Below are 16,256 nucleotides of genomic sequence, written 5' to 3' on the forward strand. Positions count from 1 at the left end.
GGCATCATGCACCAGAAGGAACTCCGGATTGCCCTGGTCTGCTATGGCGGCGTCAGCCTTGCAGTCTACATGCACGGCGTAACCAAGGAGTTGTGGCATCTCGCTCGCGCGAGCCGGGCGCACCATACCGGCGAAAAGATCGGTGGCGGGGTCGGCAAGGTGTACCAGGACCTGCTTGAGCACGTTGAACTCCACCGCGGCATGCGGCTGCGGGTCATCCCGGACATCCTTTCGGGCGCGAGCGCTGGCGGAATCAATGCGGTGTTCCTGTCGCAGGCGCTCTATGCAGGGCATTCGCTGGAGCCGCTCACCGACCTCTGGCTGAAAAACGCCGATGTTGAAAAGCTGCTGGACCCAGACGCCCGACCGGTGTGGCGCTTCGCAAAGTTCTGGGCGCAACCGATCGCCTGGTGGCTGTTCACCCGTCCGGGCAATGCCGTTTCGGAAAGCGTCGCGCCCGAAACGCGCAGCGAAGTTCGCCGCAAGGTTTCGCGCTTCATTCGCAGCCGCTGGTTCCAACCGCCGTTCTCGGGCGACAATTTTTCGAAGCTCCTGTTCGACGCACTTGAAGCGATGCATAACGAGCCATCGGGTCCGCCCCTGCTGCCGCCCTATCATCCGCTCGACCTGTTTGTGACCTCGACCGATTTTCGCGGCCACCGGGTCATGCTGCGGCTCAACAGCCCGCCCGTTGTGGAGGAGAGCGAACACCGGTTGCCGATCCATTTTCGCGGGCAAACGCCCACGCAATCCGGGATGGGACTGGCCGATCCGCTCGAACTGACATTTGCCGCCCGCGCCACCGCGAGTTTTCCCGGAGCCTTTCCCCCTCTCGAACTGTCAGAGATCGACCGCTTGGCCGCCAAGCGAGGGCGCGAATGGCCCACACGGTCGGACTTCCTGCACCGGATCATGCCGGTCCGCATGAGGCGGGGCGAGGCTGAAAAAGTGGCGTTGATCGATGGTTCGGTGCTGGTCAACGCGCCCTTCGAAGGCGCAATTTCTGCGCTGCACGGCCGCCCGAGCCATCGCGAAGTGGATCGCCGCTTCGTCTATATCGATCCACGCCCGGATCGTGTGGCGGTGATGAACGACCCTGATCCCAAACCGGTTGGTTTCTTTTCAGCGCTTTTCGGTTCGATCTCGATCCTCCCGCGTGAACAGCCGATCCGCGACAATCTGGAACATCTCCAGCGGCAGTCGCGCGACGCCGCGCGCTTGCAGCAAACGCTCGCGGGCCTGCGGCCAGAGGTGGACCGCGAAGTCGAGAAGCTGTTCGGGCGGACCTTCTTCCTCGATCGTCCCACACCCAAACGGCTGCATGCGTGGCGGGCCAAAGCGCAACAGGCCGCGGCGGAGAATTCCGGCTATGCCTTCCATTCCTATGCCCATGTGAAATTCACCGGCATTGTCGAACGGCTCGCGAGACTGGTGCACGAAGCAGTTCCAGATCTGGACCAGCCCGATCCCAGCGCCATCGAAGCCGCTTTGCGCGAAGAGCTCCTGAAGCGCGGCCTGCACGAATTGTCGGACCCGAAAGCAGGCGCCAGTGACGCTGCAATCGCCTTCTTCCGTGCGCATGACATCGGGTTCCGTATCCGTCGGCTGCGCCTGCTGGCGCAAAGGCTGTCGCGCGACTGGGAGCGCGACCCCGAAATACCGGACGTTGCGCTCGACCCGGCCCGAAACGAGATCTATTTGATTCTGAGCCACTATTACGAACGCGACACGCTCGCCGCGCTCGGCAGCGAATTTCCCGCGGTGGCGCGCCGAGTGTTCGACGATCCGGGCGCAGTGCTCGATTACATGGCCAATACGCGCCTGCTTCCCGAGGTAGACGATGCTGCCGAGGACCGATTGGCGGATGCCCTGGCGCGAATGCCGAAGCCGCTGCGACGGCGCATGCTGCTCGGCTATCTCGGTTTTCCCTATTACGATGTGGCGACGCTACCCATCCTCCAACAGGAAGGCGTGATCGAGTACGATCCAATCAAGGTCGACCGGATTTCTCCGGTGGATGCTCAGTCGATCCGCGAAGGTGGAGCTCGTGCCACGCTGAGAGGCATCGAATTCTACAGTTTCGGAGCCTTCTTCAGCCGCGCTTACCGCGAGAACGACTATCTCTGGGGCCGTCTGCACGGCGCGGAACGCATGATCGACCTGGTCTGTTCGACAATCGGGGGCGGGAGCGGGATCGATGAGCACGATTGCCGCAGCTTCAAGCGCGTCGCCTTCGAAGCAATCATCGAGCAAGAACTCGCCGCCGGGCGCTGCTCGCGCAAACTGCTCGAGGGTTTGCGGGCAGAAATTGCCGCCCGCTTCACCTCGAGACTCTAGCTATCCGCCGAACGCGTCCTTGATCTTGTCGAAGAAGCCCTTGCTTTCGGGGCATTCCTCGCCGGTTTCGGTATCGCGGAATTGCTGGAGCAGTTCCTTCTGCTTTTTCGAAAGCCTGGTGGGCGTTTCGACCGCGATTTCGACCACAAGATCGCCGCGGCCCCGGCCCTGAAGTACCGGCATACCCGCACCGCGGACGCGCAATTGCCTGCCCGACTGGATCCCGACCGGAATCTCGACCGTGTTGGTTTCGCCGCCAAGGTCGGGAATTTCGACCGTGCCACCCAGCGCTGCTGTCGTGAAACTGATCGGAACGCGGGTCGCCAGCGTGGTGCCGTCGCGCTGGAACACCGGATGCGGCTTCACATGCACAAAGATGTAGAGATCGCCCGGAGGCGCGCCGCGCGGCCCGGCCTCGCCCTTGCCTGCCAGGCGGATGCGGGTACCTGTATCGACCCCCGGCGGAACTTCCACCTCGATCGCACGCGGACGGTCGACCCGCCCTTCACCGCGACATTCCTTGCACGGATCCTCGATCACCCTGCCCCGCGCATGGCAGGTCGGGCATGGGCGTTCGATCACGAAGAAGCCCTGCTTGGCGCGGACCTTGCCATGGCCGTCGCACATGCGGCATTCACGCTCGCCTGTGCCCGGTTTGGCGCCCGAACCTGAGCAGCTTTCGCAATTCTGCGAGACTTCGATCTCGAGTTCGATTGTCTTGCCGTGGAACGCCTCGTCCAGCGTCACTTCAAGGTCATAGCGCAGGTCGGCGCCGCGCCTTGGCTGCGCCCGCCCGCCGCCACCGCCAAAGGCAGTGCCGAAGATCGTTTCGAAGATGTCCCCAATGTCGCCGAAGTCCGAAGCGCCATGCCCGCGCCCGCCGCCGAAGCCGCCGCCATTGCCCATACCTTGCTGGAAAGCAGCATGGCCGAAGCGGTCGTAAGTCGCGCGCTTTTGCGGATCCTTGAGGCAGTCATATGCCTCGTTGATCGCCTTGAACTTCGCTTCGCTGTCGGTGCACCCGGAATTGCGATCCGGGTGATACTTCATCGCCAGCTTGCGATAGGCACTCTTGATCGTCGCGCCATCGGCGTCGCGACTGACCTCGAGCAGCTCGTAATAGTCGATGTCGGTAGAAGCCATAGGAACCCGCCCTCTTGAAACCTAGCCGCCACCAGCACGGGATGCACCGGTGGCGAGCAAGGTTTTCATCAGGACTTCAGCCCTTGTTGTTGTCTTCGTCGACTTCGGAGAACTCGGCGTCGACGACTTCTTCGTCAGCTGCCTGCTCCGAAGCGCCCGCATCACCTGCACCGGCGGTCGATGCCGAAGCTTGCTCCTTCTCGTAGATCTGCTGGCCCATCTTCATGGCCGCTTCGGTCAGCGCCTGCGCCTTGGCGGTAATCGCCGCAACATCGTCACCTTCCAGTGCAGACTTGGCTTCGGCCAGAGCGGTTTCGACCGCTGCCCTGGTATCGGCATCGACCTTGTCGCCATGCTCTTCGAGCTGCTTTTCGGTCGCGTGGACCAGGCTGTCCGCCTGGTTGCGCGCTTCCGCGGACTCGCGGCGCTTCTTGTCTTCCTCGGCGAACTTCTCGGCATCGCGGACCATCTGGTCGATGTCGGCGTCCGAAAGGCCGCCCGAAGCCTGGATGCGAATCTGCTGTTCCTTGCCGGTGCCCTTGTCCTTCGCCGAGACGTTGACGATGCCGTTGGCGTCGATGTCGAAAGTCACTTCGATCTGCGGAACGCCGCGCGGCGCGGCCGGGATGCCGACGAGGTCGAACTGGCCGAGCAGCTTGTTGTCCGCCGCCATTTCGCGCTCGCCCTGGAACACGCGGATCGTCACTGCCTGCTGGTTGTCTTCGGCAGTCGAATAGACCTGCGTCTTCTTGGTCGGGATCGTGGTGTTGCGATCGATCATGCGGGTGAACACGCCACCCAGCGTTTCGATGCCCAGCGACAGCGGAGTCACGTCGAGAAGCAGCACGTCCTTGACGTCGCCCTGCAGCACGCCGGCCTGGATCGCAGCGCCCATGGCAACGACTTCGTCCGGGTTCACGCCGGTGTGCGGCTTCTTGCCGAAGAATTCTTCGACCACTTCGCGCACCTTGGGCATGCGGGTCATCCCGCCGACCAGGATCACTTCGTCAACCGCGCCCTTGTCGATGCCGGCATCGGCCAGCGCCTTCTTGCACGGCTCAAGCGTGCGCTTGATGAGGTCGCCCACGAGCTGTTCGAGCTTCGAGCGGGTCAGCGTTTCGACGAGGTGGAGCGGCGTCGAGCTGCCGCCTTCCATACGCGCGGTGATGAAGGGCAGGTTGATTTCGGTCTGCGCCGAGCTCGAAAGCTCGATCTTCGCCTTTTCGGCAGCTTCCTTCAGACGCTGCAACGCGAGCTTGTCCGAACGGAGATCCATGTTCTCCTTCTTCTTGAACTCGTCTGCGAGGTACTCGACGATCGTGCTGTCGAAGTCTTCACCGCCCAGGAAGGTGTCGCCATTGGTCGACTTCACCTCGAACACGCCGTCACCGATTTCGAGGATCGAGACGTCGAAGGTGCCGCCACCAAGGTCGTAAACCGCGATGGTCTTGCCATCGTCCTTCTCGAGGCCGTAGGCGAGCGCCGCAGCAGTCGGCTCGTTGATGATGCGCAGCACTTCGAGGCCTGCGATCTGGCCGGCGTCCTTGGTCGCCTGGCGCTGCGCGTCGTTGAAGTATGCGGGAACGGTAATGACCGCCTGCGTCACGGTTTCGCCGAGATAGCTCTCGGCGGTTTCCTTCATCTTCTGCAGGATGAAGGCGGAAATCTGCGAAGGGGAATAGTCTTCGCCGCCGGCATTGACCCAGGCGTCGCCATTCTTGCCCTTGACGATGTTGTAGGGGACGAGTTCCATGTCCTTCTTGGTCATGGGATCGTCGAAGCGGCGGCCGATCAGGCGCTTCACCGCGAAAATCGTGTTGTCGGGGTTGGTCACCGCCTGGCGCTTGGCCGGCTGGCCGATGAGCCGCTCGCCATCCTTGGTGAAGGCGACGATCGAAGGCGTGGTGCGCGCGCCTTCCGAATTCTCGACTACCTTGGGCTTGCCCCCATCCATGACCGACACGCAGGAGTTGGTGGTGCCGAGGTCGATACCGATAACTTTGGCCATTCTGTTCCCATCCATTCAGTTCTTGGACACCGCGCAATGTGCTTTCCAAAAGCGGCAAAGCAGCTCGGCGGCTCAGTCCGTCCGGTGTGTTATGCGGGTGATATAGGTGCGGTTTCGCTTGGCACAAGGGACGCAGCACTCTAGTTTTTCACGCTGTACCAAGGGGAGAAACCTAGCATGAAAATGACCCGTCTTGCCGCCGCTGCCTTGCTCGCATCCAGCATGGCGCTTGCCGCGTGTGGCGAAACGACCGAACCGGTAGCTGAAGCGCCTGCGGGCGTGCCGGGCCTCAGTGTGGAAAACGCGCGGCTCGTCCTGCCGCCAGTCGCAGGCAATCCGGCGGCGGTCTATTTCGACCTGACCTATGAGGGCGACCGCGGTCTTTCGATCCGCCGCGCCGACGTGGCCGGTGCCGAACAGTCGCAGCTGCACGCCTATGCCGAATACAATGGCAAGATGGAGATGGGCGAGACCATGCCGATCGCCATTACCAAGGGCACGAAGATTGCCTTCGAACCGGGTGGTTATCACATCATGGCATTCAACCTGTCTCCGGACGTGCAGCCGGGCGGCAAGGTGGAGGTGACTCTGACCGTTTCGGGCGGCGACAAATATTCGTTCGAGGCCGATGTGAAGGCTGCGGGGGATGATCGCTGAGCGGACCTTTCGTTGATTTGAAGCAAAGCGGGGCCGCCCATGCCTGCCCACCCGGCGGCGAGCGGCCCCTTACTTCCAGCGAAGTCGCGCTGGCGCGCTCCGTATTCGGAAGCGCAATCGACTATGAGCCCGTGCGCATCCGGCGGCGAAAATGGTTTCCGTTCCAGCCTCGCCGCATGGTCATGGCGCCGCTGGGGCACTTGCATTTCCACCCGCTAAGCAGGGCATATTGCGACGATTTTGCGCTTGCCAGCCTGCCGCTGCAGGGGTTCTTCATCCACGAGATGGTGCATGTGTGGCAGGTGCAGAAGCGCGGGCGCTGGCACCTGATCCTTAACCGCATGCCATGGGCACGCTATGACTACAGTCTGGTGCCCGGCCGGCCCCTGTCGCATTATGGTATTGAACAACAGGCCGAGATCGTGAAGCATGCATTCCTGCTGCGCAAAGGGGCAAGCGTTGCAGGCGTGGCCGATGCCGCCGTTTATGAGGCGCTGTTGGACTTCGGAGGGGAGAGAGCGTGACGATCAGGAATTGGGATATTCGCGCCTTTCGACCGGCCGATGCGCCGGCCTTTGCCGCGCTCAACAAGCGCTGGATCGAAGAGTTGTTCGAACTGGAAGAGTCCGACCTGCGCCAGCTTGAGCACCCGCAAACGGCAATCCTCGACAAGGGCGGCTTTATCGCGATTGCCGATGCCAATGGCTGGGTTGTTGGCACCGGAGCGATCTTGCCTGCGTCGAATTGTCCCGACGATGGCAGGAAATGGCTCGAAGTTATCAAGATGACGACGGACCTCGCCGCGCAAAGGCGCGGGATCGGTTCCGCCATCCTGCAGCGGCTGATCGAATTCGCCCGCGAACGGCAGGCCGATGCGATCTGGCTTGAAACCAATGTCAAGCTTGAGGCCGCGACTGCGCTTTACGAAAGCTACGGTTTTCGTGCGCTCGGGCCGGAGGAGGTTTGGCCCACGCCCTATGATCGCTGCAACCTGCAGATGGTGCTTCATCTCTGACCGGCTCCGCGCAGGGTTTTCCACCGGCCCGGCTTGAGCAAGTCGGTTTCAATTGATACCAAATCGCCGTTCCGGGCGGCCCAACCCGCGCCCGGCCAATGAGTCCCACATGGATATCAAGGAGTACGGCCTATCGCGTGAGCGAGGCTATCTTTCGCATTACGAAATCGATGAAGTCACCCTGCCCTCGCATTTCGCGGGCGTGAAGCAGGCAGCTGGTAACCTCTCCGGCCTGATCTCGAGCGGGCGCGTGCGCCATTGGCTCAACCAGTTGGCCGACCCCGTCCTTGAGGAATGGGCCGTCGAGGCGCCGGACGAAGAAGTCCGCACCGCGATGGTGCATTATTCCTTCCTGGTGCAGGCCTATGTTTGGGGCGAAGCGACCCCGCCGCCCTATCTCCCGGCCAACCTTGCGCGCCCGATGGTGGCGATTTCGAACCGACTGGGCCAGGCGCCGCTGCTGCCCTATTCGGGCTATGTGCTCGACAATTGGGCGCGGCTCGACAAGTCTGCACCTGTGTCGCTCGACAATATCTACATGTACCAGAACTTCGCCGGTGGCGATGACGAGAACTGGTTCGTGCTGGTCCATGTCGCGATCGAAGCCGAAGCGGGCGTGCTGCTCGACAATGCGGCCAGGCTGGTAGCTGCGGCGCAGCAAGGCGACGAAGCGGAAGCCGAACGGTTGCTGGTCGAAATGGACCAAGCTTGGGAGCGCATTTATGGCCATTTCGCGCGCATGCCCGAACGCTGCGATCCTTACATCTATTTCCACCGTGTGCGCCCCTACATTCATGGCTGGGCCAACAATCCGGCGCTGGCAGGTGGCGGCCTGATTTATGAGGGCGTGGAAAAGCTGGGCGGCAAGCCGCAGGCGCTGCGCGGCCAGACGGGCAGCCAGTCAAGCATCGTCCCGGCGATGGATGCGCTGTTCCAGGTCGGTCACAGTGAAGATCCGCTTAAGTCGTTCCTCGACGAATTGCATCACTATCGCCCGGTGCCGCATCGCCGCTTCATCGAAGATCTCGCGGCGCAATCGAACCTGCGCACTTTCGTCAGCGGATCAGGGTCGCAGTCGCTCAAGGACGCGTTCAATGCCTGCCTCGAGCAATCGGCGCGGTTCCGTACACGGCACCTCGAATATGCGGCCAGCTATATCAACAAGCAGATGGGCAGCATCGCAGGGAACGACCCCGATGTCGGCACCGGCGGTACGCCCTTCATGAAATACCTGAAGAAACACCGCGACGAGAACGCCGCGCAGCTAGTCTAACGTGACTACGGGCTGCCTTTATCGCAGGGGCAGCCCGGAAAGCTCAATCGTAAGTCACGCCCTCAAGCCCCTGCCCGCCATCGGCGATGAAGTCATCAATCCGCTCTTCCAGGACGGATAGCGGGACCGAGCCGAGCGACAGCGCCACATCGTGGAACTTGCGGATGTCGAACTTGCGCCCGAGTTCGGCCTCGGCCTTGGCGCGCACGCGGCGGATAGTCATTTCGCCCAGCTTGTAGGCAAGCGCCTGCCCCGGCCAACTGATGTATCGATCGACTTCGGTATTCACTTCATGCGTCGATAGCGCGGTGCGCGCCGCAAGATAATCGACCGCCTGCTCGCGGCTCCAGCCATAGTGGTGGATACCGGTATCGATCACCAGCCTCACCGCGCGCCACATCTCGTAGCTCAGCTTGCCGAAACGCTCATAGGGCGTGCGATAGATGCCCATCTCTTCGCCGAGATACTCAGTGTAGAGGCCCCAGCCCTCGCCAAACCCTGAGAAATAGACCCCGCGCCGGAACCGCGCCGCCTCGGGCTGCTCAAGCCCCACCGCCGCCTGGAAACTGTGCCCCGGGGCGCACTCGTGCAGCGTGAGCGCGGGAATGTTGTAGAGCGGGCGCGAAGGCAGGTCGTAAGTGTTCATCTGGCAGGATTTCAGCCCGCCCCGCCCTGCGGTGTAGAACGGCGCGATCGCAGGATCGACTTCGATGATCGAGAAGCGATGCCGCGGCAGGAAGCCGAAATAATCGCCGATCTTGCCGTCGACGCGCTTTGCGACATAGGCTGAGACGCCCATCAACTCGTCGGGGTTGCGCGCGACGAATTGCGGGTCTGTGCGCAGGAAATGGACGAATTCGTCCAGCGAGCCTTCGAAACCCGCTTCCGCTTTCACCTTCTCCATTTCGGCGGTGATCCGCGCCACCTCTTCCAGCCCGATCTGGTGGATTTGCTCCGCCGTCAGGTCGAGCGTGGTATATTGCCGGATCTGCTGTTGATAGTAGTCCGGCCCATCGGGCATCGCTTCTGCCGCGAGCGTCTCGCGCGTCTGGGGAAGATATTCCTTGCGGAAAAAATCCAGTAAATCGCGATAGGCCGGAATAACGGACTGCTCGATAACCTCGCGTCCTTCCAGTTGCAGACGAACGCCTTCGCCAGTGGGTATCCTTGAGGGGTTCATGATCGAAAACGCCGCCCAGAAAGCGCTCTTTTCCGGATCGTCGACGACATAGGCCGCCAGCGACACATCGCGGCCTTCAAGCGTGACACGCGGTACGCTGAAGCCACGCTTCAACCCGGCGCGCGCGTTGGCCTTCTGCTCCTCGAAATAGCGCGGCAAGTCGCGCAATCGGGAAATGTAACGCTCGTACTCTTCGACCGATTGGAGCGGGAATGGTGCAGCGAGATAGCTCCAGAAATTATTGTCAGAATCGAACGGCATTTCCCATTCACGGAACTGCGCGTCGCCGATTTCTACATTCAGAAGAGTGCGCAGGACAGCGGCGTCGACCCTGGCCTTTTCCGACAACCCGCCCTCATCGATCGCATTGAGCTTCGCCAATACGTCGGACGCAAAGCGCGCGCGCTCCGCATATGCCTCGGGAGTGACCGATGGCATACGCTCGCTCGCTTCGCTGCTGCCATCGGGCTTTTCGACCCGCTCCCACGAAGCGAGCCGGTGATCGCGATAGCTGTCGGCAAGCGCCGCCAGCTGGTCATCTGCGCTATCTTGCGCAAATGCCGGTGCGCCAGTGAACAGGAGAGCGAGAACCGCCGCCCTCGCAACCGCAGTTCCCATCATCCTCTCCCGAATTGGAATTCTATCAGTCCGGCTTCTTCGCCACGGCCACCATCGCGGGGCGCAGCAAACGGTCGCGGATCATGTAGCCCGACTGCATTTCCTGCACGACCGTGCCGGGGGCATGACCGTCGCTCGGGATTTCCATCATCGCCTGGTGCTGGTTGGGATCGAGCGGAAGCCCGACCGACGCGATCCGACTGATGCCATGCTGGCCGAACACCTTCTCAAGCTCGCGCAAAGTTGCGTCGATGCCGGTGACCAGCGCCTTCATCTTGTCATCCTCGCGCAGTTCGGCGGGGATCGCGGCAGTGGCGCGCTCCAGATTGTCGAGCACGCTCAGCATGTCGCGGGCGAAACCGGTCGCGGCATAGGCGCGTGCATCCTGGATGTCCTTCTCCATGCGGCGACGCACATTCTGCGTTTCCGCCTTGGCATAGAGCACTTCCTGCTTGGCAACTTCCAGGTCTTCGCGCAGGCGGTCGAGCGCCTTGTCGAGGCCGCTGGTTTCTTCTTCGACGGTTTCCGCGTCGGACTTGTCGAGGAATTCCTCCGGCACGCCTTCCAGTTCCTTTTCAACCGCTTCGTCGCGCGGTTTGTCGTTCTCGTTCATGTCGTAATGTTCCAAAGCTATCCGATGAGCTTGCCCAGCGAACGGGCGGTCAAATCCACCATGGGGATCACGCGCGCGTAATTCAACCGCGTTGGCCCGATCACCCCCAGCACTCCTACCACCCTGCCCTCGCGATCGCGATAGGGAGAAGCGATCACAGAAGATCCCGACAGCGCGAACAGCCGGTTCTCGCTGCCGATGAAAATGCGCGTAGCTTCGGCTTCGCGCGCGGTTTCAAGCAGTTCGGCGACCGATTGCTTGCTTTCCAAATCCTCGATCAGGCTGCGTACGCGCTCGATATCGTGGAGCGCAGCCTCATCGAGCAGGTTCGCCTGCCCGCGCACGATCAGCACCGGGCGCTGCGCCGCGTCGCGGCTCCAGATCGCGAGGCCGCGCTCAACCAGTTCGCGGCTCGCCGCATCAAGCTGCGTCTGCCCCGCCGCGATTTCGCGCGAAATCGCCCGCGACGCCTCGGCCATTGTGCGCCCCGCGAGCCGTGCCGTGATGTAATTGCTTGCCTGTTCGAGCGCGGAGGGCGTGATGCCGCGCCCGATTTCGATCACGCGATTTTCAACGGCGCCATCTTCGCTCACCAGCACCGCCAGCGCCCGCCCTTGGCCGAGCTTCAGCAGGCTGAACTGCGCCAGACGCGCCTCGCGCGTCGGCACCATCACCATTCCCGCCGCGCCCGACAGGTCGGACAGGATCGCGCTGGTTTGCTCCAGCGCTTGCTCGATCGGCCCGCTACCGCTCAGCCGCCCTTCGATCGCCGCGCGCTCTTCGGGTGTCGGCTCCGCAACGCGCATCATTCCGTCGACAAACAGCCTGAGGCCGCTTTCGGTCGGCATCCGCCCTGCGCTGGTATGCGGTGCAGCCAGGAGCCCGGCAGACTCCAGATCGGCCAGCACCGAGCGGATCGAAGCCGGTGAAAGGTTGATGCCGCTGTCATGCGCGAGCGTCTTCGAGCCGACCGGCTGCCCGCTTTCGAGATAGCCTTCGACCACAAGGCGAAAGATCTCGCGCGCACGGTCGGTCAGCTCGGAGATGGGCGGCGAAGACATGGTGTTCACCTAAGCAATCTTTGCTCCATACTCAATTTCCGTTCGTGCTGAGCTTGTCGAAGCACTGGATTTTCCTTTAGCGCGGGCTGAGAAGTGAAGAACAACCCTTCGACAGGCTCAGGGTGAGCGGGTCTCGGGAAGATATTGGAGCAATATATGCGACCTTCAGGCCGCGCGCCCGACGAAATGCGCGCCATCAACATCGAAACCGGTTTCACCAAGCACGCGGAAGGTTCGTGCCTGATCAGTTTCGGTGACACTCGCGTGCTCTGCACCGCCAGCGTCGAGCGCAATGTGCCGCCATGGCTGCGCGGCAAGGGCGAAGGCTGGGTCACGGGCGAATATTCGATGCTCCCGCGTGCCACGCACACCCGCGGTGCGCGCGAGGCTGCCAAGGGCAAGCAATCGGGCCGCACGCAGGAAATCCAGCGCCTGATCGGACGCAGCCTTCGCGCCGTGGTCGACCTGCGCAAGCTGGGCGAACGCCAGATCACGCTCGATTGCGATGTGATCCAGGCTGACGGCGGCACCCGCACCGCTTCGATCACAGGCGCATGGATCGCGCTGCGCTTGGCGATCAATGGCCTCATCGCGGCAGGCGACATCAAGGAAGACCCGATCACCGGCCAGGTCGCAGCCATCAGCTGCGGCATCTTCAAGGGAACGCCTGTGCTCGACCTCGACTATGACGAGGACTCGAGCGCGGATGCCGATGCCAATTTCGTGCTGATCACGGGCGGGCAAATCGCCGAGGTGCAGGCGACGGCCGAAGGCGCAACCTATGACGAGGAAGGCCTGCTTCGCCTGCTCCGCCTCGCGCGGATCGGCTGCGACCGGATCTTCACTGCACAGCTGGACGCTGTAAAGTGACACGCAAGCTCGGCGGCGGCTCGCTGGTCATCGCCACGCACAATGCGGGCAAGCTGAAGGAAATCTCGGCGCTGCTCGCCCCTTATGGCGTGAAGTGCCTGTCAGCCGGGTCGCTTGGCCTGCCCGAGCCGCCCGAGACGGGCACGAGTTTCGTCCAGAATGCGATGATCAAGGCGCGAGCCGCGGCTGAAGCCTCCGGCCTCGCCGCGCTGGCTGATGACAGCGGCCTTTCGGTCGATGCGCTGGGCGGCAGACCCGGTGTCTACACCGCCGACTGGGCCGAGCGCCAATGGTTCGAAGGCGAGCCGGGGCGCGACTGGTACATGGCGATGGGCAAGGTCGAGGGCATGCTGCAGCACCTCGGCCCAGATGTGGATCGCAGCGCGGCGTTCCATTGCGTGCTGGCGATTGCGTGGCCGGATGGCGAGCATGCGGTCTATGAAGGCGCTTGCACCGGTTCGCTCACCTGGCCGCCGCGCGGCACTCTGGGTTTCGGCTATGATCCGGTGTTCGTGCCGACGGGAGGCGCGCAGACCTTCGCCGAGATCGACCCTGAGCGGAAGCACGCCATCAGCCATCGCGCCGATGCTTTCACCAAGCTGGTTGCGGACCAGTTCGGCGCGTGATCAACGGGCAGCGAGCCGCCTGATCTCGACTCCATAGGTATTTCCTGCCGGCCAGTAGCGGCAGACGAGGAAATCATCGTTCTGGTTGCGCGCCACCGCGCAGCCAAGTTCACGCGTGTCAGGCCAGACAACTTGCGTGTAATGCCCCACATCGCGCCAGTTCCCGGTCTGTGAGATGTGCGGGAAAGTCCCGGCGCGGAAATGCTGCTTCTCGTCGATGAAAGCGCCGACCATGAAACGCGCCGGATAGGCGCCCGCGCTGCCCATCCAGAGATTCTCGCCCGCACCGCCGCGCTCATCGTTGGAGGCATGGCGCATGCGGCCTTCGCTCGCGAGTCGCTGCGCCCATTCCTGCGCTTCCCGCGCAAGCTTCGGGTTCCATTGCAAAGGCGGCGCACCAAAGCTCTCACGCTCGGCATTATGAGTGTCGAGCAATTCCGCAGCGAAGCGGTTTGCCGGGCGATCGATCGGCAATTCGCTATTCGCTGCGGCGGTGCCGCCCAATGCGATCGTGACGAGGGCCAGGGATGCAATTGCGGTGCGCATCGGTGCAGCTTGACTTGCAGCGCTTAACAGACCGTGAAATAGCCGCGCCGTGGCGCGCGCACTCTACATCCATTGGCCCTTTTGCCTGAAGAAATGCCCCTATTGCGACTTCAACAGCCATGTCCGCGAGGGAGTCGACATGGCGCAATGGCAGGGCGCGCTCCTGGCGGACATGCGGCACGAGGCGGAAATCGCCGCGGGCGAGCCGCTCCATTCGATCTTCTTCGGCGGTGGAACGCCCTCGTTGATGCCGCCCACGTTGGTTGGGGCGCTGCTGGAAGAGGCCGAACAATTGTGGGGCTTCGATCCGGCGATCGAGATCACACTGGAAGGCAATCCATCCTCGGTCGAAGCGAGCAATTTCGCGGCCCTCGCCGCTGCCGGGGTGAACCGCATTTCGCTGGGTGTTCAATCGCTTGAGGATGATACCTTACATTTCCTGGGGCGTTTGCACGGTGTCGATGAGGCGCTTCGCGCAGTGGCCACGGCGCAGGAAAATTTCGACCGGGTGAGTATTGACCTGATCTATGCCCGCCCTGGCCAGACCGGGGAACAATGGGCTGGCGAACTGGCTCGGGCACTATCACTGGGCACCGATCATTTGTCGCTTTACCAGCTCACGATCGAGCCCAACACGCGCTTCGCAACCGACGTAAGGTTGAACAAATTCAGTCCCTTGGAGGACGATCCGGCTGCCGATCTCTACGCGCTGACGCAGGAAATGACCACTGCGAAGGGGTTGCCCGCATACGAGATCAGCAACCACGCCAGAACCGGGCAGCAAAGCCGCCACAACCTCACATACTGGCGTTACCAGGACTATTGCGGGATCGGCCCCGGTGCGCATGGACGGCGACAGGGCGTGGCTACCGAGCGGCACAAGAAGCCTGAGAATTTTCTCGCCTCGGTCGAAGCCAGCGGCCATGGCATCAAGACCGAGCGACGGCTTGGCACCTCCGAGCAGGCCTCCGAAGCGCTGCTGGTCGGGCTGCGGCTCGCCGAAGGTGTCGACCTTGCAGCACTTGCCACCCGTTTCGGGATCGATCGTGCGGCGCTGGTCGATGCCGAGCGGCTGGCGCTCCACCGCGAGCTCGGGCTCGTTCGGCAGGACGGCGAGCGCATCGCCCTTACCTCGGCGGGAATGCCGCTGCTCGACGCGCTGCTGGGCGAGATAGTCGGCGACGGGCTGGTCAGCGCATGAGCACCGCTGCCAATTTGCTCGAGGCATGGCGCGGCGAACTGGTGCACAGCCGCAGGCGCAGCCCGCACACCGTGCGCGCCTATCTCGGCTGCGCGGACCGGCTGCTTAAGGCGCTGGGCCTCGCCGATTGGGAAGGCGTCGCCCGCCTCGAAGCGCGTGATCTGCGCCGCCATCTTGCGAACCGCCGCGCGGAGGGCATTGGCAACGCCAGCGCAGCACGCGAACTTTCCGCGCTCAAATCCTTCATCGCCTATGCCCGTCAGCAATCGGGCGATCCCGACCCCGCCGCACCGCGGCTGCGCGGCCCGCGGGTCAAGAAAGGCCTGCCCCGCCCCGTTACGCCAGATGAAGCGAGCAACCTCGCCGAACTGGTCGCTGGAAACGCCAAGGCAGGCTGGATCGGCGCGCGCGACCGTGCGGTGCTGCTGCTGCTTTATGGTTCGGGCCTGCGCATCGCCGAGGCGCTATCGCTCAAAGGGCGCGACGCACCGCTGGGCGAAGTGCTGCAGGTCACCGGCAAGGGCGGCAAGCAGCGCATGGTGCCGATCCTGCCGATCACCCGCGCCGCGGTGGCGGATTATTGCGGGAAAAGCCCCTGGCCGCTGGCTGCGGACGAGCCGCTGTTTCGCGGTGCCAAGGGTGGCGCGCTAAGCCCGGGCATGGTGCAGAAGGCGACGGCACAGGCGCGCCGCGCGCTCGGCCTGCCCGATACCGCCACCCCGCATGCCCTGCGTCACAGCTTCGCCACGCATTTGCTGGGCGCCGGTGCAGACCTGCGCAGCCTTCAGGAATTGCTTGGCCATGCTTCGCTCGGCTCGACCCAGATCTACACCAAGGTCGACGCGGCAACGATGCTGGAGAATTACCGCGACGCCCATCCAAGGGCGAAAAAGAGGTGAATTGGGCGAAAAGAAGACGTTCGGCAAACGACCCAATTGCGGACGTTAGGCTCCGGAACCAACCACAAGTGTAATGCCTTGTCCTAGGCTCAGGACTCATTGCGGCAGCCAGAAGATGACGGTTGCGGCGACGCAGATGGCGGACATGAACGTGTGGGCGCAGCGGTCATAACGAGTGTGGATGCGGCGCCAGTCCTTGAGCTTGCCGA

General features: G+C 62.9%; 15 protein-coding genes and 1 pseudogene. 9 read left to right on the forward strand and 7 right to left on the reverse strand.

Annotation, left to right across the window (positions count from 1 at the left end):
• The first annotated feature begins 6 nt into the window (after positions 1-6).
• Complete coding sequence (locus tag VRS74_RS01865; protein WP_354143533.1) at positions 7-2,337, forward strand: patatin-like protein; 2,331 nt, start codon at positions 7-9, stop codon at positions 2,335-2,337.
• Here the strand turns inward: VRS74_RS01865 and dnaJ are convergent, their stop codons facing one another.
• On the reverse strand, positions 2,338-3,480 hold the full coding sequence (gene dnaJ / locus VRS74_RS01870) for a molecular chaperone DnaJ (RefSeq protein WP_354143534.1): 1,143 nt from the start codon (positions 3,478-3,480) through the stop codon (positions 2,338-2,340).
• Positions 3,481-3,556: 76 nt separating this feature from the next.
• Positions 3,557-5,488, reverse strand: a complete 1,932-nt coding sequence (gene dnaK, locus VRS74_RS01875; protein WP_354143535.1) for a molecular chaperone DnaK — start codon at positions 5,486-5,488, stop codon at positions 3,557-3,559.
• Between the two features lie 177 nt (positions 5,489-5,665).
• On the opposite strand from dnaK, the gene VRS74_RS01880 reads away from it, so the two are divergent.
• The 4 genes from VRS74_RS01880 to VRS74_RS01895 all read left to right on the forward strand — a co-directional run bounded on the left by VRS74_RS01880 (position 5,666) and on the right by VRS74_RS01895 (position 8,433).
• A complete protein-coding gene (locus VRS74_RS01880; RefSeq protein WP_354143536.1) occupies positions 5,666-6,145 on the forward strand; it encodes a copper chaperone PCu(A)C in 480 nt (159 codons plus the stop codon).
• 17 nt (positions 6,146-6,162) lie between these two features.
• On the forward strand, positions 6,163-6,669 hold the full coding sequence (locus VRS74_RS01885) for a vgr related protein (protein WP_354143537.1): 507 nt from the start codon (positions 6,163-6,165) through the stop codon (positions 6,667-6,669).
• Positions 6,666-7,160, forward strand: coding sequence for a GNAT family N-acetyltransferase (locus VRS74_RS01890; protein WP_354143538.1), 495 nt, complete (start codon positions 6,666-6,668; stop codon positions 7,158-7,160). The genes VRS74_RS01885 and VRS74_RS01890 overlap by 4 nt, the downstream gene beginning before the upstream one ends.
• A 109-nt stretch (positions 7,161-7,269) precedes the next feature.
• Complete coding sequence (locus VRS74_RS01895; protein WP_354143539.1) at positions 7,270-8,433, forward strand: PrnB family protein; 1,164 nt, start codon at positions 7,270-7,272, stop codon at positions 8,431-8,433.
• Positions 8,434-8,476: 43 nt separating this feature from the next.
• Here the strand turns inward: VRS74_RS01895 and VRS74_RS01900 are convergent, their stop codons facing one another.
• Genes VRS74_RS01900 through hrcA form a run of 3 tightly spaced genes read right to left on the reverse strand, consistent with a single transcriptional unit; the run spans position 8,477 to position 11,905 of the window.
• Positions 8,477-10,231 (reverse strand): DUF885 domain-containing protein, encoded by a 1,755-nt coding sequence (locus VRS74_RS01900; RefSeq protein WP_354143540.1) that lies wholly within the window; start codon positions 10,229-10,231, stop codon positions 8,477-8,479.
• A gap of 25 nt (positions 10,232-10,256) precedes the next feature.
• Positions 10,257-10,844, reverse strand: a complete 588-nt coding sequence (gene grpE / locus VRS74_RS01905; protein WP_354143541.1) for a nucleotide exchange factor GrpE — start codon at positions 10,842-10,844, stop codon at positions 10,257-10,259.
• A gap of 17 nt (positions 10,845-10,861) precedes the next feature.
• A complete protein-coding gene (gene hrcA / locus VRS74_RS01910; protein WP_354143542.1) occupies positions 10,862-11,905 on the reverse strand; it encodes a heat-inducible transcriptional repressor HrcA in 1,044 nt (347 codons plus the stop codon).
• A gap of 156 nt (positions 11,906-12,061) precedes the next feature.
• Here hrcA and rph point away from each other — a divergent pair, with 156 nt between their 5' ends.
• Together rph and rdgB are read left to right on the forward strand one after the other, a co-directional pair.
• Positions 12,062-12,775 (forward strand): ribonuclease PH, encoded by a 714-nt coding sequence (gene rph, locus VRS74_RS01915; RefSeq protein ID WP_354143558.1) that lies wholly within the window; start codon positions 12,062-12,064, stop codon positions 12,773-12,775.
• Entirely contained in the window at positions 12,772-13,401 is a 630-nt protein-coding gene (gene rdgB / locus VRS74_RS01920) for an RdgB/HAM1 family non-canonical purine NTP pyrophosphatase (RefSeq protein WP_354143543.1), read from the forward strand. Before rph ends, rdgB begins: the two co-directional genes overlap by 4 nt.
• On the opposite strand, the gene VRS74_RS01925 is transcribed toward rdgB, so the two are convergent.
• Positions 13,402-13,947, reverse strand: coding sequence for a CAP family protein (locus tag VRS74_RS01925; RefSeq protein WP_354143544.1), 546 nt, complete (start codon positions 13,945-13,947; stop codon positions 13,402-13,404).
• Between the two features lie 49 nt (positions 13,948-13,996).
• Between VRS74_RS01925 and hemW the strand changes: the two genes are divergently transcribed.
• Positions 13,997-15,148, forward strand: coding sequence for a radical SAM family heme chaperone HemW (gene hemW, locus VRS74_RS01930; RefSeq protein ID WP_354143545.1), 1,152 nt, complete (start codon positions 13,997-13,999; stop codon positions 15,146-15,148).
• Positions 15,145-16,047, forward strand: coding sequence for a tyrosine recombinase XerC (locus VRS74_RS01935; protein WP_354143546.1), 903 nt, complete (start codon positions 15,145-15,147; stop codon positions 16,045-16,047). The genes hemW and VRS74_RS01935 overlap by 4 nt, the downstream gene beginning before the upstream one ends.
• A gap of 96 nt (positions 16,048-16,143) precedes the next feature.
• Here the strand turns inward: VRS74_RS01935 and VRS74_RS01940 are convergent.
• Positions 16,144-16,256 (reverse strand): annotated as a pseudogene (locus VRS74_RS01940) (IS5/IS1182 family transposase); the annotation flags it as partial.

Source organism: Altererythrobacter litoralis, assembly GCF_036324225.1.
In the GTDB taxonomy this organism is placed as follows: Bacteria; Pseudomonadota; Alphaproteobacteria; order Sphingomonadales; family Sphingomonadaceae; genus Erythrobacter; species Erythrobacter litoralis_A.